Below are 22,843 nucleotides of genomic sequence, written 5' to 3'. Positions count from 1 at the left end.
TTTAAAAATTAAAATTTAAAGTTAACCCCAAATCGCTTTTAGCATCCATCTCATTAAATTTAAAATGGGGTGCTAATGTTAAGTTTTTATCAATATTATATTGTAGCAAATGCGCATCAACGTTAGCATCAATGATATTCAGGGCATAAATGCCTATGGTCACCAAAAGAGAGATTTCCTTATTTTTTCGATAAAATTTTTGGGCACGCTGTAATCCGTTCAAATCTATTCTGCCAAAAAACTCGTCATCTTCAAAACCGGCCAATCGCCTTTTGTAAGCATCTCTGTACCTGTTGTATTCTTTGTTATTATTTGTGTAAAAGTAAATACCGGTTCCCAAAGCGCCATAAACGATGGGTATTTTCCAATATTTTTTGTTGTAGGCCTGACCCAAACCGGGTAACACGGCAGAATAAAAAGCGGCTTTAGCAGGAGATAAGGGGTCAATGGGTTCTTGAACCTGTATGGTGTCAGCGCTTTTTAAGGTTTGTGCTATCTTGTTTTTGTCATTTTGAGCCAACATTGCAGAACAGAACAAAAAAAGGACTGCATTTGCTATTATGACTTTACTTGGCACGTTTTACTAATTTTTTAAGTCGATTAAAATCTTCTTCTGAATGAAACGGAATGGTGATTTTTCCTTTACCGTTCTTAGAGACTTTAACGTCTATTTTGTGGCCAAAGTATTCCGAGAACTCTTTGACTCCTTTTTTTATATAGTCAGGAACTTCTGGAGCGGATTCTTTTTTGTTAGGAACAGCCACTTCTTGTGAGCTATTATAATTTCTTACCAATTCTTCGGTCTCTCTAACTGATAGTTTATCGGAAAGTATTTTTTCGTAAATATCAAGTTGAGTAGTTTGGTCTTCTATGGTTATAATGGCACGTCCATGACCCATGGAGATAAAACCGTCACGCATGCCCGTTTGAATAATAGGGTCTAATTTCAATAAGCGCAAATAATTGGCAATAGTAGACCGTTTTTTACCAACACGTTCACTCATTTGCTCTTGGGTTAGATTGATTTCATCAATTAAGCGTTGATATGACAAGGCAATTTCAATTGGGTCTAAATCTTGACGCTGAATATTCTCAACCAAGGCCATTTCCAATGATTCTTGGTCATTGGCTATTCGTATATAGGAAGGAATGGTTTCCAAACCGATCAGTTTTGATGCTCTAAAGCGGCGTTCTCCAGAAACTAATTGGTATTTATTGAACCCTGATTTTCTGACCGTAATAGGCTGGATAACCCCTAATTCTTTGATAGAAGAAGCAAGTTCCACCAAGGTTTCTTCATTGAAATTGGTTCTTGGTTGAAACGGATTTACTTCAATGGAATCAATATCCAATTCGACAATGTTACCAATAACCTTATCAGCATTCTTATCTTGCACCGATTGAATATCGTTGCTAGGGTCTTTTAAAAGTGCTGATAAACCTCTACCTAAAGCCTGTTTTTTGGTTGCTTTAGCCATACCTTACGCGTTTTTATTGATAATTTCTTTTGCCAAACTTAAGTAATTTGTGGCACCTTTACTACTGGCGTCGTATTTTATTATATTTTCACCATAACTTGGGGCTTCACTCAAACGCACATTTCGTTGAATAATGGTTTGAAATACCATATTGTTGAAATGCTTTTGAACCTCTTCAACCACTTGGTTTGATAGTCGTAATCTGGAATCATACATGGTGAGTAACAATCCTTCAATATCCAATGCAGGATTATGGATTTTCTGGACACTTTTTATGGTATTCAAAAGTTTACCCAAGCCTTCCAATGCAAAATATTCACATTGGATTGGTATGATAACCGCATCGGCTGCTGTTAGGGCATTAAGCGTGAGTAAGCCTAAAGATGGGGCGCAATCTATTAAAATATAGTCATAGTCATCTTTAATATCCGCTAAGGCATTTTTCAGCATGTATTCCCGGTTGTCTTTATCAACCAATTCTATTTCTATGGCCACAAGATCAATATGTGACGGAATAACATCCAGATTTGGCGTATCTGTAGGTATGATAGCTTCTCTGGCTGTATTGGAATGTTCCAATAGTTGGTAGGTTCCTAATTCAACGGTTTCAACATTAATTCCTAATCCAGATGTTGCATTTGCCTGAGGGTCGGCATCTATTAGTAACACTTTTTTTTCAAGAACACCTAGTGAAGCGGCCAAATTAATAGACGTTGTTGTTTTGCCCACACCGCCTTTTTGGTTAGCAATTGCAATGATTTTACCCATTAATGATTTGGTTTTATAGATGGTAAAAATACAATTATTTATGACTAATAAAAACCCTAATTGTTAACAGTTGTCGAAAACATGCGGGTTTTTAAGAATAATTTCAGTTGGTCGAAAAAGAGTTTTGATTCATATTTGTTTTTGGCTTTTAAATAAACTGTTTTATAGGTGTTTGTAACGAACACTTTATATGAAGGTTGACAACCATATAACTAATAGAACAATGGTCTTAATGATATGTTTAATGTATTAACAACTAATTGATAGTGTTGTTTTTTATGGAATAGATAACACCTTTATGGCCTTCAAAATCAAATGTTTTGCTTAAAATCATGCCTATTTTTTGCAGTACCTTTACTGAAGCGATATTCTCAACCATTGCTCTACCAACTATTTCATTTAATTTAAGTGCGTTAAAACCATAATCAATAAAAGCCTCTGAAGTTTCTGTGGCATAACCTTTATTCCAATACCTCTTAAAGAACCTAAAGCCAATATCGTACTCATCAAGATTGGGTGAGTATTTAAGACCGCACCAACCCAGAAATTCATGGGTTTCTTTATCAATTACAGCCATTCTGCCCACGCCGTATTTTTCATATTGATTGTATTTCTCCAGAAACTCTCTTGCGGCATCAATATTTTTAAAAGGGACATCACCAGTATATTTTAATACTTCAGGATCTTGATTCAACATATAAAAATGTTCTGCATCCTTGGGTGTCAGTGGTCTAATTTTAGTGCGCTTTGTTTCTATGATGTAGGTTTGTATATCCATATTGTTTAAAAAAATCAAGGCTTTTCAAGGCACTTCTTCTATAAAAAAACTATGACAAATATGAATAATTTAAAGAAATATCCCTAAAAATTGAGACGAATGATGGATTTAGTTATTGATTTAACCTTAAAGACCACTAAAATCAATTAATATGTAAAACCTGTTAAATCCTTGTTTAATTCTTTCATTTATCGCATAAAAAGCAGATGGATTCTTTACAATTATATTTTTGCCCCATCAATTTAAAACCACAAAATTATGAGAATGCCTTTTATTGAATTTATAACCAATGGTGACTTGAAATTTATTATTGTTTTTATCATTTTTAGTTCAGTTTCCATTTGCCATTTTATAAAAAAGCTAAAAGCTAAAAATAATTTAGAAGCTCAGAAACTGGTAAACTATCACAACTCAAGAATTGATACTGCAGCATTTTGGATACTCATTTGCAGTGTTCTGTCTTTATTGCTTGGTCTTTTGCACAGTTTTTATTTTATAGGAAAATCTGGAGGGATAGCCCCTAATCTTATGTTTCAAGGAATTTCATACACATTGATTACCCCAGTATTAGGGATTGGTTTATTTATGATTAGTAAAATACTTAAAGGACTGTTTAACCCCAAAATGAATAATGCCTAATAAGATGAAAAATGTATTCAAATTAATTGCTATACTATTAGCTGGCCATGCTTGTTTTTCTCAAAATAAAGTTTCAAAAGCAGATAGTTTAAGACAAAAAGGCTTTCTGGATGAAGCTATCAAAGCTTATAAAAATGAATATTATAAGTCGCCCAAAAATCATGAGAACACCTACAATCTTGCCTGCGCCTATGCTTTAACCTTTCAAAAGGACAGTGCCTTTTATTATTTAAATATTGCTCTGAAAGACGATAGTTCCTTATGGGCATTGACTGATACCGATTTATATGCATTGATTGATGATGCGAGTTGGTCAAAAATTGAAAGTAGCCAATTAAATAAATTTCAAAAAGCAAATGGCAAACTGAAACAGCTTGATTACACCAAAAAATTACTCAATATTATTTTAAAGGACCAAGCCTTGGATTACTATGTTGAACAGGCCAAAACATGTTATATGGAAAATGGTTATATCCCGCAATGGTATTATCCAATAGGAGCCTATAAAAAGCAAATTGGACAGGAAAATTATAGTAATCTAAAGAAATTACTAAAAGCATATGGATGGCCAAAATATTCTACAGTTGGTACTTTGGCCGCAGACGCGCCTTTGTTGGTCATTAATCATCATGAAGATGATTCAGTAAGAAAAAAATACTTGGCTCAAATAAAAAAATCTTGCTTGGAAGGTGAGGGAAGCTGTATGGAATATGCTAAAATTCAGGACAGGATATTAGTCAATGATGAAAAACCGCAACTATATGGTATGCAGTTTCGTTATAATGCCGAGCGTCATTTGGAACCATTTCCAATCAAAGACCCTGAATATGTTGATAAGCGCAGAAAAGAAATTGGACTGGAGCCTTTAAAAGATTATTTAAAACGAAAAATTGATTATGATTGGACGGTTGGTCAAAAGGAATAAAATATCAAAATGATAAAAAAGCAGTATGTTTTGATTTAAGAAAAAGCTTTAGATTTATGGCATGAAAACAAAAAAGGAACTAAAAGAAGCCTATAAACAAATGGAATTTCCAATAGGGGTTTTCCAGATAGAAAACAAAATAAACAATAAGGTTCTAATTGATTGTAGTATGGATATGCAATCCAAATGGAATAGACATAAAATGGAGCTTAGATTTGGAAATCACCGTAATAGAATACTTCAAAACGATTGGAATATCCATGGAGAAGAACATTTTGTTTTTAAAGTTTTGGCTGAACTTAAAAATGAGGAAAAGGATACCTTTAATTATAATAAAGAATTAAAAACGCTTCAGGCTATGGTCGTAGAAGAATTTGAAATTAAAAATTTATATTAATTTCAGCATTAATTATCATAAATTATGAAAATAACAACCATTATATTAGCTTTTTATTTTTTATCAAGCTGCACAAGTAAAGCACAAATTTATCCAGACAACGATTGGTCAAGACAAGAAGACCCGGCAGAAATGGGCTGGGGAGAAACAGAACGTTCTGTTTTTAATCGTTATATAATTGACAGTACCAACATTACAGGGCTTGTCATTGTCCATAAAGGCCAAATTGTATATGAATATGGGGATATTCAAGAAAACAGCTATATAGCATCCTGCAGAAAGAGTATTCTTGCTATTTTATTTGGGAAATATGTTGAAAGTGGTGTTATAAAACTTGACAAAACGCTAGGAGACTTAAACATCAATGATGTGTCTGAACTCCTTCCTGTAGAAAAAACGGCCAAAATAAGTGATGTAATTTCGGCACGGTCTGGAGTCTATTTGAGTGGCTCCAATGGTGGGGATTTTAGAAGATATGCTCCAAAAAGAGGCTCTGTAAAACCAGGAAGTCATTGGCTTTATAGTAATTGGGACTTTAACGTTGCAGGATATATCTTTGAAAAAGAAACCAACAGCAATATTTATGATGAAATAGAGTCTCAACTTGTTGTGCCATTGCACTTGCAGGATTGGGACAGATCCCTTCAAAGAAAAAGTGGTAATTATGATGTGTCAAAATTTCCCGCCTATCACATGTGGTTTTCAACACGTGATATGGCGCGTATAGGGTTGCTTATGTTACGACATGGGAAATGGAAAGACAAGCAAGTCATTCCCGAAGGATGGATAGATGATATAACAAAAGAACGAACCTCATATCTGGAAGCTCAAAAAAGCGTACCGCTTCTTAAAGAAGACGGGCTAGATTTAGGCTATGGTTACATGTGGTGGCTTGTACAAAATACTAATGACTATAGACTTAAAAACGCCTATTCAGCGCAAGGAGCCTTAGGCCAAAATATTACGGTTTACCCAGAAATAGATGTTGTATTGGCATATAAGACCAAAAGTGATTACAGAAGAAGAAATTCCATTCAAACTCAAATGAAAGTCATGGAAAAAGCCGTTAAAATTTACAATCCCATATAATATAATTTATAAGATTCATTTTTTCTCATGAAAATATTAAAAGGCTTAATGATATTGTTAGTGTTTGTGGTTATGTCTTGTGCCCAAAAAAAGAAAACTAGCCAAACACAACTATCCAATAGCGAAACCTTATCAGATAAATACCACCTTGCAGCTATTTTAGACACCATTTGGTCAACCGAACAAGAACCTATTAGAAAACGCGATGAAGCCTTCCATAAATTTGGTGACAACTCTGAGGAATATAAAAAATATCAGGCCATCTACAAAAGGAATCATATCATCAATGAAGAAAAAATAGCTGAAATTTTAAAGCAAGGTTGGCCCGATCTAGAAAAAATTGGTGAACAGGGCAATCTAACAATTTGTAATGTACTTCAGCACAGCAGTCCAGAAACACGTGTAAAGTATCTCCCATTAATGGGTCAAGCCGTAAAAGAAAAACAGTTAAGTCCGTGGTTATTGGCAAGAGCTGAAGACCGAATTGCCACTGACCGTGGAGAGCTTCAAATTTATGGTGGACAAATAAAATACTATCCTGAAACAAAAAGCTTTGATGTTTGGCCTATAGTTGATCCAGAAAATGTAGATGCAAGACGGGCCGAAATAGGACTGGAACCAATGGCCGAATTTTTGCGTGACAGAAGATATCCATTGGAATGGAACCTTGAGAATCAAATAAAACGAACTAAAGAATTTAAAAAAAAGAAAAACTGAAAATTAATAGCAAATTGTCAAAATTCACTAACCTAAATGATTTCTATAAAAGTTACAGTAATTGATACATGTGTTTTAAAGTATAAACGGAATCAATGCTTTGGTCCTGTTTTTGTACACCGTATATTGGTTGCCAAAAAGGTCAAGCAGTAATTTTTCTTCTTTTACAAGTTTAAACCAAAAAGAAACAAAAACAATCATAACGGCCAATATGCCGCGATAGTCACCAACTATCAAAGTGTTTCCAATAAACAAGAGTAATATACCTGTATAAATAGGATGACGGATAATTTTATAAATGCCATTTTGAACGAGCTCATGGTTTTCCTTTTTTTGAACAGATAAGCTCCAGTTTTTCCCCAACATGTAACGTGACCAACACGCTATGATAGCACCCAAAACAGAAATTGAAAGGCCAATGATTCCAACCAAGTTGTTGTGAGGAACAAAATTTTCCCTTAAAAATGTGTGTCCAAACCATTTTCCGGGGCCCAACAATAAAATTGCAATAATTAATGGTAGTATGTATAAAACAAACCTAATGAGAAATGGTTCTTTGCTTTTTGCTTTTTTGGCACGTACACCTGAAATAATCCAATAGGCCATAACAACCCACCAGGTTATTTTTAATCCAATTTTAATAGTTTCACTCATGGTTTTATTTAGTTGTTTTTAATGTCTTAGGTTAGTTTTTGTTGGCCTTTTGTTACTGTTTAAGTTTTCTTTCGAAGTTTGCGTAACAGTTTATTAGTCTTTTCTAGAATTAATGGCAAAACTTCTAATTCCAATCTATAACAGTCACTTTTATTGATAATCAAAGAATTGAATTCGGTAGCGTGATTAGCTAATGAAATGTTATTCCAAACTTCACTGGCAGCAACAGTACCGTTTTGAATTAAATTACTTTCAAAACAGAATGGATATTTTTGAGAATATAGAATTGCAACACGACTGTAATTGTCATATGTTTTTTCCATGGCAAATAAGGCTTTCTTTTGAAGATTATATAATTCGCTTAATTCTCTTATTAAATCATTATTGAACAAACTAAGATGACCAGTAGAGTTAAGAATTAGGTAGGTGTCATTTTCATAATTATAATTTACAGCAATTCTAAAATTGTATTCATATCTAGCAATTTTTAAAATTGTGTCAAAAGGTTTGCTTGATTTGGAAACCCTTAATTCAAATTCATGCGTTTTCTCTAAGTCTCTTTTAACATTATCTATCATTCTGCTAATATTCAAGGAATCACTGCTAAGATTTTCAATCAAACCTTGTTGGTAGATATTAACTAAATTGTGGTTTTTCTTTTTCTCATTCCAGTTATTAATTTGCAGTGCAATCAAAATCCCGATGACAACCAGTACAATCTCTCCTATAGCATATTTAAGGTAGTTGATTGTTTTGTTTTCATTAATGCTCTTTTGGCGGATTTTTCTTAAGAATTTTAGCATTGGTTATTGGTTGGTAATATTAAATGATAACATCTTTGTTCGGGATATTGTATTGTAAATTAAGGCAAAAGATTTGAAAAATGAAACAAAATAAGCCAAAGCGAGGATTTTCCAAAGAAAAAACAAGAAGCTAGCAAACCAACAGCTAACTTTGATTAAGCTTAAACAAGCAATTTTATATATTCATGTGTAAGTGTTTTTTCTATTTACCATCCAAAGGCAACAATTTTATTGTTTTCATTGAATTGTATATCAAAACAAGGTGTTAATTCAACAATTTTTCCATCTTTTGATTCCAGTATTATATCATAGCTCATATCTCCATATTCCAAAACATGGTTTAATTTGTAGCCTGAAAATTCATGTTGCATGTCCTTAACCCACATTTTGAATCTTCGTTCTCTTTCTTTGCTGGCCACATGTTCGTTGATAAAATCATCAATGTTCTCATCATCGGTCAAAATGAGTGCTACAAACTGATGTATGATTTCAAGTTGTTTGCTTGTAATATCGGTACTACCATGTTTTATACTGTTCATTTTGGGTACAATGGGAGTATAGTTTTCATTAAAAAGTAATTGCTCTATTTCCCATGCAACAATTTGAGTGTCGTATCTTAATTCATTGGTCATATAAATGATCACCGTATTTTCTACGGGCAGTTGTATGAAATCGGCATAAAAAACACCATTTGAGCCGTTGTGTGCAATCAATTTTGTATTCCTGTCACTATTCATTATAGTCCATCCGTAGGCATAGTGTGAATCTCCTGATTCATTTTCTTTCACATAAGGAAACGTGAGTTGTTCAAATGATTTTTTGGAAATTATTTTGTTTTCTTTGAGTGCAATGTACCATTTATACAAATCGGAAGGATTGGAAAGTATTCCTCCATTGCCTTTTAAATGCCATGAGATTTGATTTGAATCTGCCTGCCATTTCATAAGATGCGTTCCCCAATCTTCCCCACATTTATAACCGTGGGCAATTTGAGTTGTATCCCATTTGGGGGAAAGATAACCCGTATGTTTCATGCCTGCTTTTTGAAAAAGATGTTCCTGTAAATAGGTCTCATAATCTGTTTGCGAAACTTTTTCAATTATCATGGCCAAAATACTGTAACCCACGTTGGAATAACTAAATTGTTTTCCTGGTTCAAAATCCAATGGTGACTTATACACTTCGCTTAAAAACTTCTCTTTTGAAATGGGAACGAAATCCACTCCGTAACCAAGATTTCCCACTATTCCTGATGTGTGTGTCAGTAATTGATGAATCGTAATGTTTTGTTTGTCCTTAGGCACATTTTCAAAAAACTTATTAATAGAATCGTTTACCGATAATTTGCCGTCTTCCTGTAATGTTAGAATAGCAGTTGCTGTAAACTGCTTTGTCAATGAACCTATTGTGAAAATTGTTTCTTTAGTTACAGGAAGATTTTCGTTTTTGTTTCTTAATCCAATGCCATTAGAGTAGAGTATTTCTCCCTCTTTGGCAACCAATATACTTGCAGAAAGACCGTTTTTATTACACGTGTCAAGGTAAGATTGGAGTCTATTTTTTACGGTGTTATCTTGTTGTTTCAATTTGGAGGTGTCTTTGCAAGAAATTCCCAGAATACCAATTATTGCTATAAATAAAGTAAATTTTTTCATGGATTGTTTAATTATTTTTACGTTGGTTTAACGGTGCAAAACTCGTATTAAGCATCTGTTTTAAGAATATTAAGTCACCGAGTTGTCATATTTTATTAATGAGTTGTCATATTTTATTAATGATGTGTTCAAATTGTTGACAACGTGATTGTATAAGAATGGGGCGGTTTGTGAGCGAGGACTTTCGTAAATAGGTTTTTCCAGCAATTAATTTTATTCGGTGTTACCAAACGTGTTTTTGCAAAAAAATCATCAATTCTCTTGATTAATATACGTTAACCCTTCGTACAAAGCTATTAATGGTACAGAGCGGTGGTTTTCCTTTTCAAAATATTTTATTTCGACATTTAAGGGTTCTTCCGATTTCTTTGTTATTAATGCATAGAGATTGTCGTGTCTTTTTTTATTTCGCTCGTAATTCTCTTCTCCTTGATTGGCAGTAGCTATATAAAGTTTTTTATTAAATGATATTGATGAAATAGAATCAACTTTGTTTTTCATCATCTCCTCGCTCCACCAAATACTCGGGTCTATAGAAATGTAAGCATTGAATACACTATTTTTATCCATATAAGAATTTAATGTAAGTAGACCCCCTAAAGAATGTCCAACTAGAGTTCTGGACGGTTCTGTTCTGTAATTTTCATCAATATAAGGTATTAGTTCTTTCTCAATGAAATTCAAAAAATTCCTTCCACCTCCCATAGTATTCGGTCGTTTGGTCTTAATTTTTGTAACAGTAAAATCTCGTTCACGGTCAACATTCTCTATGGCTATAATAATACTTTCTGGCATTAAATTGTTTCGGTTCCTATTTGAACTCATAAAATGTACTATTCCAGATGCTGTTTTAAAATGAGTATATCCATCCAATAATATAATAATTGGATATTTTTTAGCCACTTCAGATGAATCATTGTATGAATCTGGAAGACTTATTAAACAAGTTCTTTCTTCATCTAAAATATTAGATTTAATAACAAACTTGCTGCCTATTACGATATCTGCTTTATTTTGTCCGAATGTGGTTTGTACTCCTGCAAGAAGAATATATAAAATCACATATGCCAAATTTCTCATAGTTTGCTTTATGTTTTTGGTAACGGTTTTGTGTAAGGAACTTTGCGTGTTTGTGCACGAGGATTTTCCCTAGGAAAATCAGAAACTAGCAAACAAGCAACCAACTTTGATTTAGCTAAAAATAGCAATTTTTTATATACTGTGTTGGCAACTGGGCTTTATTTTTATTTATCTAAATATTGTTTCGAATTGATTTAATATTATTTTTTTTCTAAATGAATCTGAAACCCAAAACCTACAAATATTGTATTAATATTAAAGTTGTCAATTCTTCTTGTAGTATCTACATAGTTTATTGAAAATTCTAAACCTACACTACTGTTAAAGAACAATACTGTGCCAGCTTTAAAACCATATCCATTCCAATTAATGTTATCGCTTGAGCCTGTCTTACCAATTCTATAGGAATAATTCGCTTCTGCAAATATGTTTATTCTTTCATCTGTTTCTAGAAAATAATACCTCACAAAAGGAGCGAATCCATAAGATGAAGCTTTAGTACTATCATTACCAGGGTTTGTATTTGTAAAAACTAAATTCACTTGTAATCCTCCGGATATTTTGTCCATAAAAAAATAACCCACATTTGGATTTATTCTAAAATCGTTAAATTTTTCATCGCCTGTTTCTGACTTATTTTTGACAGAAGAAAAATTTGCATCACCGCCAACAAGCCAATTGCCTTTGGTGATTTGCGCATTAGCAGTAGTATAGAGTAATGCGATAAAGAAAAATAATTTTAATATTTTCATAATTATGTTTAAATATAACAATTAAAGGACTATCAATTCCTAAACGTTTTTACTTTCTAAGTTGGATTTTACAGTTTGAGTGAGTCGCCTTGTTGCCAACGTGTTTGGCTATGATTCCGTTGCGTTGAAAATCCGTAGGATTTTCGGAGTAGGAATCATAGTTTTTAAAGTTAATGATTTTTCTGTTTTAGCCATAATTAGCAATGGATTATAGCCAGTGTTGTACACCGTTATTTTTTATATAATTTTTCAATCATTGAGTGATTTCCGTTCACAAAATGCTCCAAATAAATCAATGATTTCTCAATACAGAAACCCCAAACATCGTCGACAACCATTTTTTCTTTTTCTCCTAATAGGCCAAATAAGACCTTGACTTTTTTGAGTCTGTTATACCAAAGAGAAAATTCAAGATTTTGGTTCTTGTCATAATTGGCAGTCATACAGAAACTTTTACCGTTTTCAATACAAGTAAAATCAAGTGAAGGGTTGTAATAAATATTTTTGGGGTTTAATGAATCTGAAAATTTTAATTTTTCAATCCAAGGATAGTTTTTAGCTATTTCTATTACTTCATCCCCAGATATTGAACTATTATGATATTCAATATTTTCTTTTTCTGGATGGCAAATAGAATATTTATAAGTCATTTATTTTCGATTCTGTTTAATGGTGTACAACTGGTTATATGTTCACTAAAGTTCTCGTTTATCATTGGTTTTGACAAGATAATAGGGCTTTTGTTGTTCTTTTTGGTTTAATCTATCAAAATCTCTAAAATTTTGATGGCGGCATCACTAATTTTAGTGCCTGGCCCAAAAACAGCCACAGCACCGGCATCAAATAAAAACTGGTAATCTTGTTTTGGTATCACACCGCCTACAATAACCATGATGTCATCGCGCCCATATTTTTTAAGTTCTTCAATTACTTGTGGTACCAAAGTTTTGTGGCCTGCCGCCAATGAGGAGATGCCTAAAACATGCACATCATTTTCTACGGCTTGTTTGGCTGTTTCTTGTGGGGTTTGGAATAAAGGACCAATATCAACGTCAAAGCCTACATCGGCATAACCGGTAGCCACCACTTTGGCGCCACGGTCATGGCCATCCTGTCCCATTTTGGCAATCATAATACGTGGTCGTCTACCATCTTGTTCGGCAAATGTATCAGCCAGTTCCCGAGCTTTTTTAAAGGAGTCGTCGTCTTTTATTTCTTTACTGTACACACCACTAAAGGATTTAATTTGAGCTTTGTATCTTCCAAAAACAACTTCAAGGGCATCACTAATTTCGCCCAGTGTAGCCCACTCTCTGGCTGCTTCAATAGCTAAAGCTAATAAATTTTGTTTTCCTGAACGTGCTGCTTCGGTTAATTTTTCGAGAGCGGCTTTTGTTTTTATGGAATCCCGTGTGGCTTTTATGGTATTCAGCCGTTCAATTTGTGAATTTCTTACTGTTTGGTTATCAACTTCCAATGTTGAAATAGGATCTTCATGTTCCAGTCGATATTTGTTAACGCCAACAATAATATCTTGACCAGAATCTATACGCGCCTGTTTTTTTGCCGCAGCTTCCTCAATGCGCAGTTTGGGAATGCCCGCTTCAATGGCTTTGGTCATACCACCTAAGCGTTCTACTTCTTCAATGAGCGACCAGGCTTTTTGAGCAATATCATGGGTCAAGGATTCTACGTAATAGCTACCAGCCCAAGGATCGACCGTTTTGGTTATTTTGGTTTCTTCCTGCAAAAAAATTTGTGTGTTTCGGGCAATCCTTGCTGAAAAATCGGTTGGTAAGGCAATGGCTTCGTCCAAGGCATTGGTGTGTAAACTCTGTGTGCCTCCAAAAGCGGCTGCGGCAGCTTCAACACAGGTTCTTGCCACATTATTAAAGGGATCTTGCTCCGTTAAGCTCCAGCCACTGGTTTGGCAATGGGTTCTTAATGCCAGTGATTTTTTGTTTTTTGGGTTGAACTGCTTGACTATTTTAGCCCAAAGCATACGTGCTGCACGCATTTTGGCTATTTCCATAAAATGGTTCATGCCAATGGCCCAAAAGAACGACAGGCGTGGAGCAAAGCTGTCTATGTCCATGCCAGCATCCAATCCTTTTCGAATGTATTCCAAGCCATCTGCCAACGTATAAGCCAGTTCAATATCGCAGGTGGCGCCAGCTTCTTGCATATGATAGCCTGAGATACTGATGCTATTGAATTTGGGCATGTGCTTACTGGTATACTCAAAAATATCAGAAATGATTTTCATGGATGGCGTAGGCGGATAGATATAGGTATTTCGTACCATAAACTCCTTAAGAATATCATTTTGAATGGTTCCTGATAGGGCAATTTGGTTGACGCCTTGCTCTTCTGCCGCTACAATATAAAAAGCCATAATGGGGAGCACGGCGCCATTCATGGTCATGGAAACTGACATTTTATCCAAAGGAATTTGGTCAAACAAGATTTTCATATCCTCAACCGAATCAATGGCAACACCCGCTTTACCAACATCACCAACAACACGTTCATGGTCTGAGTCATAGCCTCGGTGCGTGGGTAAATCAAAGGCAACGGACAATCCTTTTTGGCCTGCCGCTAAATTTCTTCTGTAAAAAGCATTACTCTCTTCAGCAGTTGAAAAGCCAGCATACTGCCTGATGGTCCAGGGTTTGCGAACATACATGGTTGAATAAGGCCCACGAAGATATGGCTCTATCCCGGCAACAAAGTTAAGATGTTCCAAGTGTTTTAAATCTTCAGCAGAATAGATTGTTCTTAAAGCGATACCTTCAGCCGTTTTAAAAGCACTTTCGGTTTCTGGCATGTTGCTTTTGGTATCTTGATTTAGCGAGATATGTTGAAGATTTTTTCTTGACATCTATATATAAAATATCTTTTTATTGGTTTTGTTTAAATGTGATTAGGATTTTGTTTTTTCAACTTGGGTTACATCCACATTAAACAATCTGGCATAATATAAATCAAAAGCAATGTAGCTTGCCAATGCTTTGTCACTCAAGGCTAAACGGTAACTACTCATTACTGGAGCGCCATATAATTCTGGAGTCATACTGTTGGTTGTCAATAAGGCGTTTAGCGTGGTTTTTAAATCATTGTCCTTAATGTTTTTTGAGATGCAATCCATGAGTTTACTGTTGTAATTCAATTTGCTTACCGGATTGTTTGGATTCCACAAGTCATTGTCTTGTTTTAGGGCATCAAAAACCTTTAAGGTGTGTTCAGACACCATGTTTTGATATTTAGCTCTGTTATAAACGGCTTCCCTCATAAATTGTGAATACACTCTTAGCAAACTGCTTTTTTTGTCTTTGTCATAAAAATTTAAAATATCATCCTCAAAACTGTAAAGCGCTTCATTATATAGTTTTGAATTGATGTCATTACAAGGTAATGCTAGTGGTTTGTCTGCATACTTGTAATCAGTAAACGAATTTTCTTTTTTACAACTTACTAAAGTAACTACTAATAAAAATGCGGTAATGTAAAAGTTTGTCTTCATTTTTAATCTTCTTTTTTTAATCGTTCTTGTTCAAGTTTTTCTGATAATCGTTTTTCTATAATGGGTTCAATTAATGTTTTTCTTTGATTGGTCTTAACAAAAGGGTACAATTCCAGTTCGTGTTTCATCCGGTCATTAGGGTTGGGATGTTTATTGCTACCCAATAAAATTTCCTTGCCTGCATCAAACTGTTCTTGTTCTTTTGCTGCACTTTCTTTAATTTTCCGTTGGATGGTGCCTTCTTTCAATTGCTTTAGAAAGCCACCATTGGCCTCAATATCTTTAAATAATTCCAAGGCTTTTTCGGCCAGTTGTTTGGTAAGTGTTTCAATATAGTATGCGCCATCTGAAGGATTATCCACTTTATCAAAATAGCTTTCGTGTTTTAAAATCAATAGTTGATTTCTGGCAATACGTTCACCAAATTCGTTGTCTTTATGATAAATGGCATCATACGGAAGGTTGCAAATGGTATTGGCTCCACCTAAAATGGCACTCATGCATTCCGTAGTGGTTCGTAACATATTCGTATTATAATCATACAGTGTTTTGTTACGTTTGGTTGGTTTAGCAAAAATCTGACAGTCTGTATTGATGGTGTATTCTGAAGAAATGGTATTCCAAAGTAATCTTAAAGCCCTTAGTTTTGCTATTTCAAAAAAATAATTGGTGCCGACAGACACGTTGAAAATTACAGCGAGAGATTGCTTCGTTCCACTCGCAATGACAGAATCTAAATGATTTAAATATTCATTGGTATGTGCTAGGGCATAAGCTAACTGTTGCACTATTGTTGCGCCTGCATTTTGGTATAAAGACACATTAATGCTTAGCGCTTTGGTTTTGCTAATAATACTCTCAAACTGTTTGTGGTCTTCTTGAAGTGTGCTGAACCAGTTGCCGGTTCTGGCCAAGTGTCCAATAATATCCGTTTGGATGACAATGTTCTTATTGTTAAGGATATTAGAAAATGATTGGATATATTTTTCTGAAAGAAACTGAAATTCAAAGTAAAGTATTGTGGAAGAGAGATCAATGCCTTCTATTAAATTTTTAATGGAAACATCTTCGGAAGGGATTATAAAATTAATGCTTTCTGCCCCTCTTTCAATGATGTTTAGAGCTTTTTCATTGGACTTTTTTACATCTGCCACAAAAATGGATTGGCATATATGCCATTGGGATGCTTTTGTAGATGATATCTTAGGGAGTTCCTTAAATTCATCGGCATGATAAAAAGGCTTTACATCAATATCTTCATTGGTTTTCCAAACAAGGGTTTCGTTGTAGTCGGCCCCTTTAAGGTCAAATTGTATGAGTTGTTTCCACTGTTTGGACGTTACGGGATTGAATTCATCAAACAATATATTACTCATCATCTTTTGTTTTTAGGCTATCTTCATATTCAATAATAAAGATGTCTTCATTTTCACGTTTCATATAATATGTTTCACGTGCAAATTTTTCTAAGCCATCTTCGGTACTTAGTTTATTAATGGCTTTTTTGTCTTTTTCGATTTCTTTTTTATAATAATCTTTTTGGTCTTGTAAATCCTCAATATCAGAATTAAGCTCATGATGGATGAGCCAGGAATTGGCATCAAAAAACAACATCCAAACCGCAAACACAACTAAAATGAGTATGTACACATTTTTGAATGGTTTTAAAAATTTGGATTTGATTTTAAATCGTGCCATTTATAGTTTTTGGGTTATTATTTGTCTCAATATATCAATTGCTACCATGTTGTGCCTATTGTTTGGTATAATAATATCGGCATGTTCTTTCATGGGTTCAATAAACTGTTCATGCATGGGTTTTAGAGTGGTTTGATAACGCATTAACACTTCGTCCAAATCCCTGCCACGTTCTGAAATATCCCGTTTTAAACGCCTTATCAAACGCTCGTCAGTATCGGCATGTACAAAAATCTTAATATCAAACATCTCTCGCAATTCCGGATTTGTAAGGATTAAAATACCCTCAACAATCATTACTTTTCTGGGATGTGTTACAATGGTGTCACCAGTTCTATTATGTTTAACGAACGAATAGACTGGTTGGTGTATGGCTTGCCCTTGTTTTAATTCTTTAAGATGCTGTTCCAGTAAATCAAAATCAATGGAACGGGGATGGTCAAAATTAATTTTAATTCGCTCTTCAAAACTTAAATGCGAAGTGTCTTTGTAATACGAATCTTGAGAAATAACACCAACTTCTCCTTCTGGAAGCTCGTCAATGATTTTATTTACTACGGTTGTTTTACCGCATCCTGTTCCGCCAGCAATTCCTATTATGAGCATTGAAATTATCTTGTTTATCTATACAAAGTTAGTTAAATGCGACATGAAATAACTGTTAAAAAATCTATTTTTTGATTTTGGAAACCTCTTCAATGGTTACCATTTTATCATTTGTATTGCCCCAACTATTGGTGATGTAATTCATTACGTCAGCAACTTCGTCATCAGTCAAGCCTAATGGCGACATGATATTGTTATAGGTTTTACCATTGACGACCATTTCTCCTTGCTGGCCAAACTTAATTCCTCGAATACTGGCTTCTCTGTTGGTCATTAAATAATCTGATTTTGCCAGTGGTGGATAGATGTCTTCTTGCCCTAATCCGGTTGATAAATGACATTGCATACAAAAATCCGTGTAAATTTCACTACCACGCTTAATGCTTTCTTGAAGCGGACTGGTTTGTGAAACAGCAGTAAATATTGAAAAAAAAGTAAAGAGTAAACCCAAGAAAAATAGTCTCATATTAGTTATTTTTAGGAATTATTTTATAAATCCCTTTTCCTTCAACAGCAAAATAAATATATCCGTCAGGTCCTTGACGTACATTTCTGAATTTTCCTCCTTGTAGATCTCCAAATAATTTTTCACGTTTTACAACCTTGTTGTCTTCAATTACTAAACGTTCCAAGTATTTAAATTTTAAGGAACAGACCAATAGATTTCCTTTCCAGTCAGGATATTTATCGGATGTGACAAAAATCATTCCGCAGGGTGCTATTGAAGGAACCCAATAAAAGACAGGTTGTTCCATCCCTTCTTTTTTAGTAATATCGGTAAATTTAGTGCCATCATAATTAAGACCATATGATATGACTTGCCATCCATAGTTTTTACCTTTATGTATGATATTTATTTCGTCGCCTCCCATAGGGCCATGTTCATGTTCCCAAATTTCACCAGTTTCAGGGTTTTTTACCAATCCTTGTGGATTTCTATGACCATAGCTGAAGATGGCCTTTTTGGCATTTGTAACAGTAATAAAAGGATTGTCTTTGGGGATGCTTCCATCATCTTTAAGTCTGTAAATCTTACCGCCATCACGAGTAATGTCTTGCGCATTATAAGAACCTTCGCCACGTTCTCCAATAGAAAAATATAAGTAGCCATCATTATCAAATTCTATTCTTGAACCCCAATGCTGTCCTTTTTTTGTATTAGGAACAGCCTTGTATAACAGTTGTTTATCAACTAACATATTATCACTCAATTTAGCGCGCATGATGGCTGTGTTGCCGCCTTCACCTTCTCCTTCAGGGGAAGAATAAGAAAAATAAATCCATCCATTGTTAGGGTAATCTGGGTGTAATTCAATATCCATAAGCCCACCTTGGCCACGCACATAGACATCTGGAACGCCTTCGACAGAAGTTTTCATTCCATTCTTAAAGTGATATAATTCACCTGTCCGTTCGGTTATTAGCATACTTCCGTCAGGCAAAAAAGCCATACCCCAAGGGACATTTAAATCAGGGATTACGAGTTCGGCAGTATAGTTAAGATTTACAGGGTCTTCAGCTAAAATTTTAGTAGCGTATGGTTGTGCATAAGACACATATGAGTATAAAATTACGGATAATAAAACCAGATATTGTTTCATGATATTCAAGTGTTTCAATAAATTTATTTAAAATAAAAAATTAATATTAATTCCCAAATAAAAATTTATTGGGCTGCCTGGATAGTAATATCTTGGGGCAGCTCCATTAAATCCTCTAGCGTTAATTAATATTTGTGAGGCGTAGTGTTCATCAAAAACATTATCAAGGCCAAAATAAACATTAACCAAAAAAGTCTTTTTAATGGATGTTCTGTATCCTAATTTTAGGTTAGTCAGGTTGTAGGCATCGTTAAAAATGGAATTGCTATCGGTTATTGGCATCTTACCAACATGTTCAAAATTAATGGTGCCATAAATCCCGCTTTGTGAATTTATATCAATTCCCGTGTTAAGAATGTTTGAGGGAACTCCCGTTAATTTATTACCAGAATAATTGTTGTCTCCATCCACAAAATCCTTAAACCTGTAATGATTTAATGAATAGGTTAAATAATGGTTAAGCGAGAATGTTTTTGATGTTAGCCATTGATATTTTAGGCTAAGTTCCATACCGTCATGCCTAGTTTTTCCGGCATTAACGCCAATAAATTGGTCGTTACCGGTTCTTCTGGCTACCAATAAGTTTTTAATTGCCAGACGATAAAGAGATACCTGTATTTTTAGACGACTATTGTAGAGGGCCGTTCGGGTTCCTATTTCATAATTCCAACCTGTTTCTGGCTTTATATTAGTGTTAATCATGCCATCAGGTAACAATGTTTCAGAAGTAGTGGGTGGAGAAAACCCATGGCTAATATTTGAAAACAGACTGATGTTTTTTGATAGCTCATGGGAAACACCAAATTTTGGTGAGAGTATGCCCTTAAAACCATAAGAACCAGATTGGTCTGGATTATCTTGTGTTACAAACCTATCCTTTAACTTATATAGGGTTCTGTTGTAATTTAGTCCAACTGAAAGCGTTGTGCTTTTTGTTATATTGTAATTTGTTTCAAAAAAAGCATTGTAATAGGTTCTGTTTTCCTTAAAATTGGATAACCGATCACCTTCTACACTGCCAGTGCCTTGGGGATAATCTTGGTATAAATTCTCAAAGGTTCCATAAATATATCTGTCTTTGAAAAATTCAGTGCCTAAGGTCCAGTTTAGTTCTTTGCCAAAAAGCGTGTCTGTTCCCAGTAATCTGCTTCTCAAACCCAACGCAAACGTGTTTTCACTTAAAATATCGAATGGTCTAGGCTCATAAGATTTTTTGAACGAACTAAAGATACTGGTTATAACCTTAGCATGTTCATTGAACTGATGGTCCCATGTGCTTCCAAAGATACCTCGCTGAGAATCTTCGTACCCTTTAGATTGAGCCCAAGTGTAAGCTGCTGCAGTTGGATTGTTACGATAGGTATTTTCATCAACAGAACTAGGAATGTATGATTTTAAATCTACATAACTCACTAAAAACGATAAGCTGTTGGTTTCATTTAAATAATGATTTGTATTAATAGTAAAGGTTTGTCTATTGTATGCATTATTATCTCTATAGCCATCACTTTTGGTGTTGCTATAAACAGCCCTGAAACTATTATTTTCTGTTCCGTAATTAAAATTGACTATTTCCTTTGTGAGTCCAAAAGAGCCTAAAGATAGTTCGGTTTTGATATACTTTTGATTAAGGAATGCATTTTTGGGCATTAAATGAATAGTACCACCTAAGCCTGCACCGTAAATACTGGAAGCTGCGCCTTTAATGATTTCAAAACGTGAAATAGCACCAAGTTCAAAATCTTCAATGGTGGTTTCTCCATTACCGGTTGTTAAGGGTATATCTTCAAAATATGCCCTGATCTTTGATGTGCCATACAGGTTTCTGGATCCTATGCCACGAATGGAAATTTTATTGGTGTTTAATGAACCTGTTTGCATGTAGACGCCAGGAACCTTGTTCAAAACTTCTGTTAGATTCACATTGTTGATTCTTTGAATGTCATTCGAAGTGATTACATCAATACTGGAAGTTGCTTTTTTTAGCCTTTGTGGGATATGATTGGCGCTAACAATAATTTCGTTTAATTGGGATACATTAATGTTAAGTTGAATAACCAAATAACCAGTTTTTTTGATAGTAACCTTCTTGTCTTGAAACCCAGATTTTTTGAACTCATATGTGCCCATATCAGGTAAATCAAATTCACCAAAAGCATTTGATTTAGAAATTATATCATTATTGGTATTTAGTATTTCAACATCAGCAATTGGCGCTTTGTTTTCACTATCAATTATTTTGCCTTTTATCTGAGCATATGTAAAAAACACATTCAAAACTAAAAGCAGGGATATGGTGTGAGCTTTGGTGTATCTCATCTAAAAGAATATATATTTCGACTAAATTTAAATTATAGAAGTGGGTTTTTAAAATTTGATTTCAAACAAACCAAAATTAATGCATTTTACAAGGTAATATTATAAAAAAAACTATATTTGCACACTGTTAAAATGAACCATGATAGGTCTTTCCAAATCAGTCTTTTTAACGTTTCGGGGTGTAGCGTAGCCCGGTTATCGCGCCTGCTTTGGGAGCAGGAGGTCGCAGGTTCGAATCCTGCCACCCCGACAAAAGAGTATATCAATCCAAATCAAAAACCTGTTAATCGTATGATTTACAGGTTTTTGCATTTTTAACGGTTTCATAAGAGAACAAAAAACACTGTTAAAAAAGTCAACAAATCGGATAACAAAATGTTTTTTTAAAACGTGTTGACCGAATTGTTAAAATTGAGCGATCAGTTGTTGGAATAAATGTATCTTTAAGGTGATTTGACTTTCGTCTGGTAATAAAAAAAAGTATTAACAAAAAGACGAAAACATGAAAACGACAGCAACCTTCAGCATCCTGTTCTGGGCGGACCTTTCCAGGGCAAAAGACAACCAAGCCTCCATTTACGCACGGGTCACGGTAAACGGCAAACGAGCAACCATCAGTTTAAAGCGGAAAGTTTCCGTATCGGATTGGGACGCCCATAAGGGACGCTCCCGGGGAAACAACCAATTCACAAGAGCCCTAAACGGTTATTTAGAGGAAGTGAACAGTGGCCTTTTCAAATGCTACCAGGACCTGAAACTCGAGCACAGGCTCATCACCTCCCAAGCCGTTAAGGCAAGATATCTTGGAGAGGACGAGCAGAACCGTTCGGTCAACGATATCATCAAGTACCATAACGAGGACATGCAGGGCAAGTTAAAGTGGGGCACCCAGAAGAACTACTACACCACGCAAAAGTACCTATCGAAATTTCTATTGAAGAACCATGGGACCACGGACATCTATTTACGGGAACTGGATTATAATTTCATAATCAAGTTTGAGAAATACCTGAGGGGGCATGTCCCCGAGGACCACCAGAAACCCATGGGCAACAATACGGTGATGAAACATATAGAGCGCCTAAGGAAACTTGTGAACCTGTCCGTAAAACTGGGATGGCTGGACAGGGACCCCTTTGCCAACTTCAAGTCCCAATTCATAAAAACTGAACGAGGCTTCTTGAGCTTACAAGAACTAAGGGCAGTAGAGGAGAAGCGGTTCACCATAGGGCGGCTGCAATTGGTCAAGGACCTGTTCGTGTTCAGTTGCTATACCAGTCTGAGCTATATCGATGTGATCAACCTAAAAGAGGACAATATCAGCATAGGAATTGATGGGGAGTTATGGATCCACTACAGAC

24 protein-coding genes and 1 tRNA gene are annotated in these 22,843 nt (G+C 34.9%); 7 read left to right on the top strand and 18 right to left on the bottom strand.

Annotated elements, in window-relative coordinates; translation table 11 throughout:
* Position 1 precedes the first annotated feature (1 nt).
* The 4 genes from IEW94_RS14840 to IEW94_RS14825 all read right to left on the bottom strand — a co-directional run bounded on the left by IEW94_RS14840 (position 2) and on the right by IEW94_RS14825 (position 3,024).
* The gene (locus IEW94_RS14840; RefSeq protein ID WP_188654490.1) at positions 2-577 is read right to left on the bottom strand and encodes a DUF5683 domain-containing protein; all 576 of its coding nucleotides are present in this window, start codon (positions 575-577) and stop codon (positions 2-4) included.
* Positions 567-1,478 (bottom strand): ParB/RepB/Spo0J family partition protein, encoded by a 912-nt coding sequence (locus IEW94_RS14835; protein ID WP_188654489.1) that lies wholly within the window; start codon positions 1,476-1,478, stop codon positions 567-569. The genes IEW94_RS14840 and IEW94_RS14835 overlap by 11 nt, the downstream gene beginning before the upstream one ends.
* 3 nt (positions 1,479-1,481) lie before the next feature.
* Complete coding sequence (locus IEW94_RS14830) at positions 1,482-2,246, bottom strand: ParA family protein (protein WP_188654487.1); 765 nt, start codon at positions 2,244-2,246, stop codon at positions 1,482-1,484.
* A 256-nt stretch (positions 2,247-2,502) separates the two neighbouring features.
* Positions 2,503-3,024 carry a GNAT family N-acetyltransferase gene (locus tag IEW94_RS14825; RefSeq protein WP_188654485.1) on the bottom strand — a complete coding sequence of 174 codons (522 nt, stop codon included), beginning with the start codon at positions 3,022-3,024 and terminating at the stop codon, positions 2,503-2,505.
* Positions 3,025-3,282: 258 nt separating this feature from the next.
* Between IEW94_RS14825 and IEW94_RS14820 the strand changes: the two genes are divergently transcribed.
* From IEW94_RS14820 to IEW94_RS14800, 5 genes are all read left to right on the top strand, one after another.
* Positions 3,283-3,663: a hypothetical protein gene (locus tag IEW94_RS14820; RefSeq protein ID WP_188654483.1), complete on the top strand. Its 381-nt coding sequence runs from the start codon at positions 3,283-3,285 to the stop codon at positions 3,661-3,663.
* A gap of 4 nt (positions 3,664-3,667) precedes the next feature.
* A complete protein-coding gene (locus IEW94_RS14815; RefSeq protein WP_188654481.1) occupies positions 3,668-4,588 on the top strand; it encodes a DUF6624 domain-containing protein in 921 nt (306 codons plus the stop codon).
* 61 nt (positions 4,589-4,649) lie between these two features.
* On the top strand, positions 4,650-4,985 hold the full coding sequence (locus IEW94_RS14810) for a GIY-YIG nuclease family protein (RefSeq protein WP_188654480.1): 336 nt from the start codon (positions 4,650-4,652) through the stop codon (positions 4,983-4,985).
* Positions 4,986-5,009: 24 nt separating this feature from the next.
* Positions 5,010-6,074: a serine hydrolase domain-containing protein gene (locus IEW94_RS14805; RefSeq protein WP_188654478.1), complete on the top strand. Its 1,065-nt coding sequence runs from the start codon at positions 5,010-5,012 to the stop codon at positions 6,072-6,074.
* A 27-nt stretch (positions 6,075-6,101) separates the two neighbouring features.
* Positions 6,102-6,791 (top strand): DUF6624 domain-containing protein, encoded by a 690-nt coding sequence (locus IEW94_RS14800; RefSeq protein ID WP_188654476.1) that lies wholly within the window; start codon positions 6,102-6,104, stop codon positions 6,789-6,791.
* 75 nt (positions 6,792-6,866) lie between these two features.
* Here the strand turns inward: IEW94_RS14800 and IEW94_RS14795 are convergent, their stop codons facing one another.
* From IEW94_RS14795 to IEW94_RS14730, 14 genes are all read right to left on the bottom strand, one after another.
* Positions 6,867-7,445 carry a methyltransferase family protein gene (locus IEW94_RS14795; protein WP_188654474.1) on the bottom strand — a complete coding sequence of 193 codons (579 nt, stop codon included), beginning with the start codon at positions 7,443-7,445 and terminating at the stop codon, positions 6,867-6,869.
* Between the two features lie 59 nt (positions 7,446-7,504).
* Positions 7,505-8,248 (bottom strand): DUF6090 family protein, encoded by a 744-nt coding sequence (locus IEW94_RS14790; RefSeq protein WP_188654473.1) that lies wholly within the window; start codon positions 8,246-8,248, stop codon positions 7,505-7,507.
* Between the two features lie 206 nt (positions 8,249-8,454).
* Positions 8,455-9,903 (bottom strand): serine hydrolase domain-containing protein, encoded by a 1,449-nt coding sequence (locus IEW94_RS14785; RefSeq protein ID WP_188654471.1) that lies wholly within the window; start codon positions 9,901-9,903, stop codon positions 8,455-8,457.
* A 252-nt stretch (positions 9,904-10,155) separates the two neighbouring features.
* Entirely contained in the window at positions 10,156-10,983 is an 828-nt protein-coding gene (locus IEW94_RS14780) for an alpha/beta hydrolase (protein ID WP_188654469.1), read from the bottom strand.
* 200 nt (positions 10,984-11,183) lie between these two features.
* Complete coding sequence (locus IEW94_RS14775) at positions 11,184-11,735, bottom strand: outer membrane beta-barrel protein (RefSeq protein WP_188654467.1); 552 nt, start codon at positions 11,733-11,735, stop codon at positions 11,184-11,186.
* Between the two features lie 230 nt (positions 11,736-11,965).
* Positions 11,966-12,385 carry a hypothetical protein gene (locus IEW94_RS14770; RefSeq protein ID WP_188654465.1) on the bottom strand — a complete coding sequence of 140 codons (420 nt, stop codon included), beginning with the start codon at positions 12,383-12,385 and terminating at the stop codon, positions 11,966-11,968.
* A gap of 107 nt (positions 12,386-12,492) precedes the next feature.
* Positions 12,493-14,616, bottom strand: coding sequence for a methylmalonyl-CoA mutase (gene scpA / locus IEW94_RS14765; RefSeq protein ID WP_188654463.1), 2,124 nt, complete (start codon positions 14,614-14,616; stop codon positions 12,493-12,495).
* 42 nt (positions 14,617-14,658) lie between these two features.
* A complete protein-coding gene (locus IEW94_RS14760; protein ID WP_188654461.1) occupies positions 14,659-15,258 on the bottom strand; it encodes a hypothetical protein in 600 nt (199 codons plus the stop codon).
* Positions 15,259-15,260: 2 nt separating this feature from the next.
* The gene (locus tag IEW94_RS14755; RefSeq protein ID WP_188654459.1) at positions 15,261-16,634 is read right to left on the bottom strand and encodes a methylmalonyl-CoA mutase subunit beta; all 1,374 of its coding nucleotides are present in this window, start codon (positions 16,632-16,634) and stop codon (positions 15,261-15,263) included.
* Positions 16,627-16,956 carry an FtsB family cell division protein gene (locus IEW94_RS14750; protein ID WP_188654457.1) on the bottom strand — a complete coding sequence of 110 codons (330 nt, stop codon included), beginning with the start codon at positions 16,954-16,956 and terminating at the stop codon, positions 16,627-16,629. The genes IEW94_RS14755 and IEW94_RS14750 overlap by 8 nt, the downstream gene beginning before the upstream one ends.
* Positions 16,957-17,562, bottom strand: a complete 606-nt coding sequence (gene udk / locus IEW94_RS14745) for a uridine kinase (RefSeq protein WP_188654455.1) — start codon at positions 17,560-17,562, stop codon at positions 16,957-16,959. It lies immediately after the preceding gene.
* Between the two features lie 64 nt (positions 17,563-17,626).
* Positions 17,627-18,028: a c-type cytochrome gene (locus IEW94_RS14740; RefSeq protein ID WP_188654454.1), complete on the bottom strand. Its 402-nt coding sequence runs from the start codon at positions 18,026-18,028 to the stop codon at positions 17,627-17,629.
* A 1-nt stretch (position 18,029) separates the two neighbouring features.
* The gene (locus IEW94_RS14735; protein ID WP_188654453.1) at positions 18,030-19,163 is read right to left on the bottom strand and encodes a PQQ-dependent sugar dehydrogenase; all 1,134 of its coding nucleotides are present in this window, start codon (positions 19,161-19,163) and stop codon (positions 18,030-18,032) included.
* 27 nt (positions 19,164-19,190) lie between these two features.
* Positions 19,191-21,482 carry a TonB-dependent receptor gene (locus IEW94_RS14730; RefSeq protein WP_188654452.1) on the bottom strand — a complete coding sequence of 764 codons (2,292 nt, stop codon included), beginning with the start codon at positions 21,480-21,482 and terminating at the stop codon, positions 19,191-19,193.
* A 175-nt stretch (positions 21,483-21,657) separates the two neighbouring features.
* Between IEW94_RS14730 and IEW94_RS14725 the strand changes: the two genes are divergently transcribed.
* Positions 21,658-21,732: transfer RNA gene (locus IEW94_RS14725), tRNA-Pro, on the top strand.
* Between the two features lie 252 nt (positions 21,733-21,984).
* Positions 21,985-22,843 (top strand): site-specific integrase (locus IEW94_RS14720; protein WP_188654451.1); only part of this gene is annotated, 859 nt, incomplete at its 3' end.

Source organism: Yeosuana aromativorans, from assembly GCF_014646655.1.
GTDB lineage: Bacteria > Bacteroidota > Bacteroidia > Flavobacteriales > Flavobacteriaceae > Yeosuana > Yeosuana aromativorans.
This window is presented reverse-complemented; position numbering and strand designations above follow the sequence as displayed.

Excerpts from the sequence above, each read along its gene's own strand:
- udk (WP_188654455.1), bottom strand. The coding sequence starts at position 17,562 with ATGCTCATAATAGGAATTGCTGGCGGAACAGGATGCGGTAAAACAACC.
- IEW94_RS14735 (WP_188654453.1), bottom strand. The coding sequence starts at position 19,163 with ATGAAACAATATCTGGTTTTATTATCCGTAATTTTATACTCATATGTG.
- IEW94_RS14760 (WP_188654461.1), bottom strand. The coding sequence starts at position 15,258 with ATGAAGACAAACTTTTACATTACCGCATTTTTATTAGTAGTTACTTTA.
- IEW94_RS14790 (WP_188654473.1), bottom strand. The coding sequence starts at position 8,248 with ATGCTAAAATTCTTAAGAAAAATCCGCCAAAAGAGCATTAATGAAAAC.
- IEW94_RS14810 (WP_188654480.1), top strand. The coding sequence starts at position 4,650 with ATGAAAACAAAAAAGGAACTAAAAGAAGCCTATAAACAAATGGAATTT.
- IEW94_RS14740 (WP_188654454.1), bottom strand. The coding sequence starts at position 18,028 with ATGAGACTATTTTTCTTGGGTTTACTCTTTACTTTTTTTTCAATATTT.
- IEW94_RS14805 (WP_188654478.1), top strand. The coding sequence starts at position 5,010 with ATGAAAATAACAACCATTATATTAGCTTTTTATTTTTTATCAAGCTGC.
- IEW94_RS14755 (WP_188654459.1), bottom strand. The coding sequence starts at position 16,634 with ATGAGTAATATATTGTTTGATGAATTCAATCCCGTAACGTCCAAACAG.
- IEW94_RS14835 (WP_188654489.1), bottom strand. The coding sequence starts at position 1,478 with ATGGCTAAAGCAACCAAAAAACAGGCTTTAGGTAGAGGTTTATCAGCA.
- IEW94_RS14815 (WP_188654481.1), top strand. The coding sequence starts at position 3,668 with ATGAAAAATGTATTCAAATTAATTGCTATACTATTAGCTGGCCATGCT.
- IEW94_RS14785 (WP_188654471.1), bottom strand. The coding sequence starts at position 9,903 with ATGAAAAAATTTACTTTATTTATAGCAATAATTGGTATTCTGGGAATT.
- IEW94_RS14770 (WP_188654465.1), bottom strand. The coding sequence starts at position 12,385 with ATGACTTATAAATATTCTATTTGCCATCCAGAAAAAGAAAATATTGAA.
- IEW94_RS14820 (WP_188654483.1), top strand. The coding sequence starts at position 3,283 with ATGAGAATGCCTTTTATTGAATTTATAACCAATGGTGACTTGAAATTT.
- IEW94_RS14750 (WP_188654457.1), bottom strand. The coding sequence starts at position 16,956 with ATGGCACGATTTAAAATCAAATCCAAATTTTTAAAACCATTCAAAAAT.
- scpA (WP_188654463.1), bottom strand. The coding sequence starts at position 14,616 with ATGTCAAGAAAAAATCTTCAACATATCTCGCTAAATCAAGATACCAAA.
- IEW94_RS14795 (WP_188654474.1), bottom strand. The coding sequence starts at position 7,445 with ATGAGTGAAACTATTAAAATTGGATTAAAAATAACCTGGTGGGTTGTT.
- IEW94_RS14800 (WP_188654476.1), top strand. The coding sequence starts at position 6,102 with ATGAAAATATTAAAAGGCTTAATGATATTGTTAGTGTTTGTGGTTATG.
- IEW94_RS14825 (WP_188654485.1), bottom strand. The coding sequence starts at position 3,024 with ATGGATATACAAACCTACATCATAGAAACAAAGCGCACTAAAATTAGA.
- IEW94_RS14780 (WP_188654469.1), bottom strand. The coding sequence starts at position 10,983 with ATGAGAAATTTGGCATATGTGATTTTATATATTCTTCTTGCAGGAGTA.
- IEW94_RS14730 (WP_188654452.1), bottom strand. The coding sequence starts at position 21,482 with ATGAGATACACCAAAGCTCACACCATATCCCTGCTTTTAGTTTTGAAT.
- IEW94_RS14830 (WP_188654487.1), bottom strand. The coding sequence starts at position 2,246 with ATGGGTAAAATCATTGCAATTGCTAACCAAAAAGGCGGTGTGGGCAAA.
- IEW94_RS14775 (WP_188654467.1), bottom strand. The coding sequence starts at position 11,735 with ATGAAAATATTAAAATTATTTTTCTTTATCGCATTACTCTATACTACT.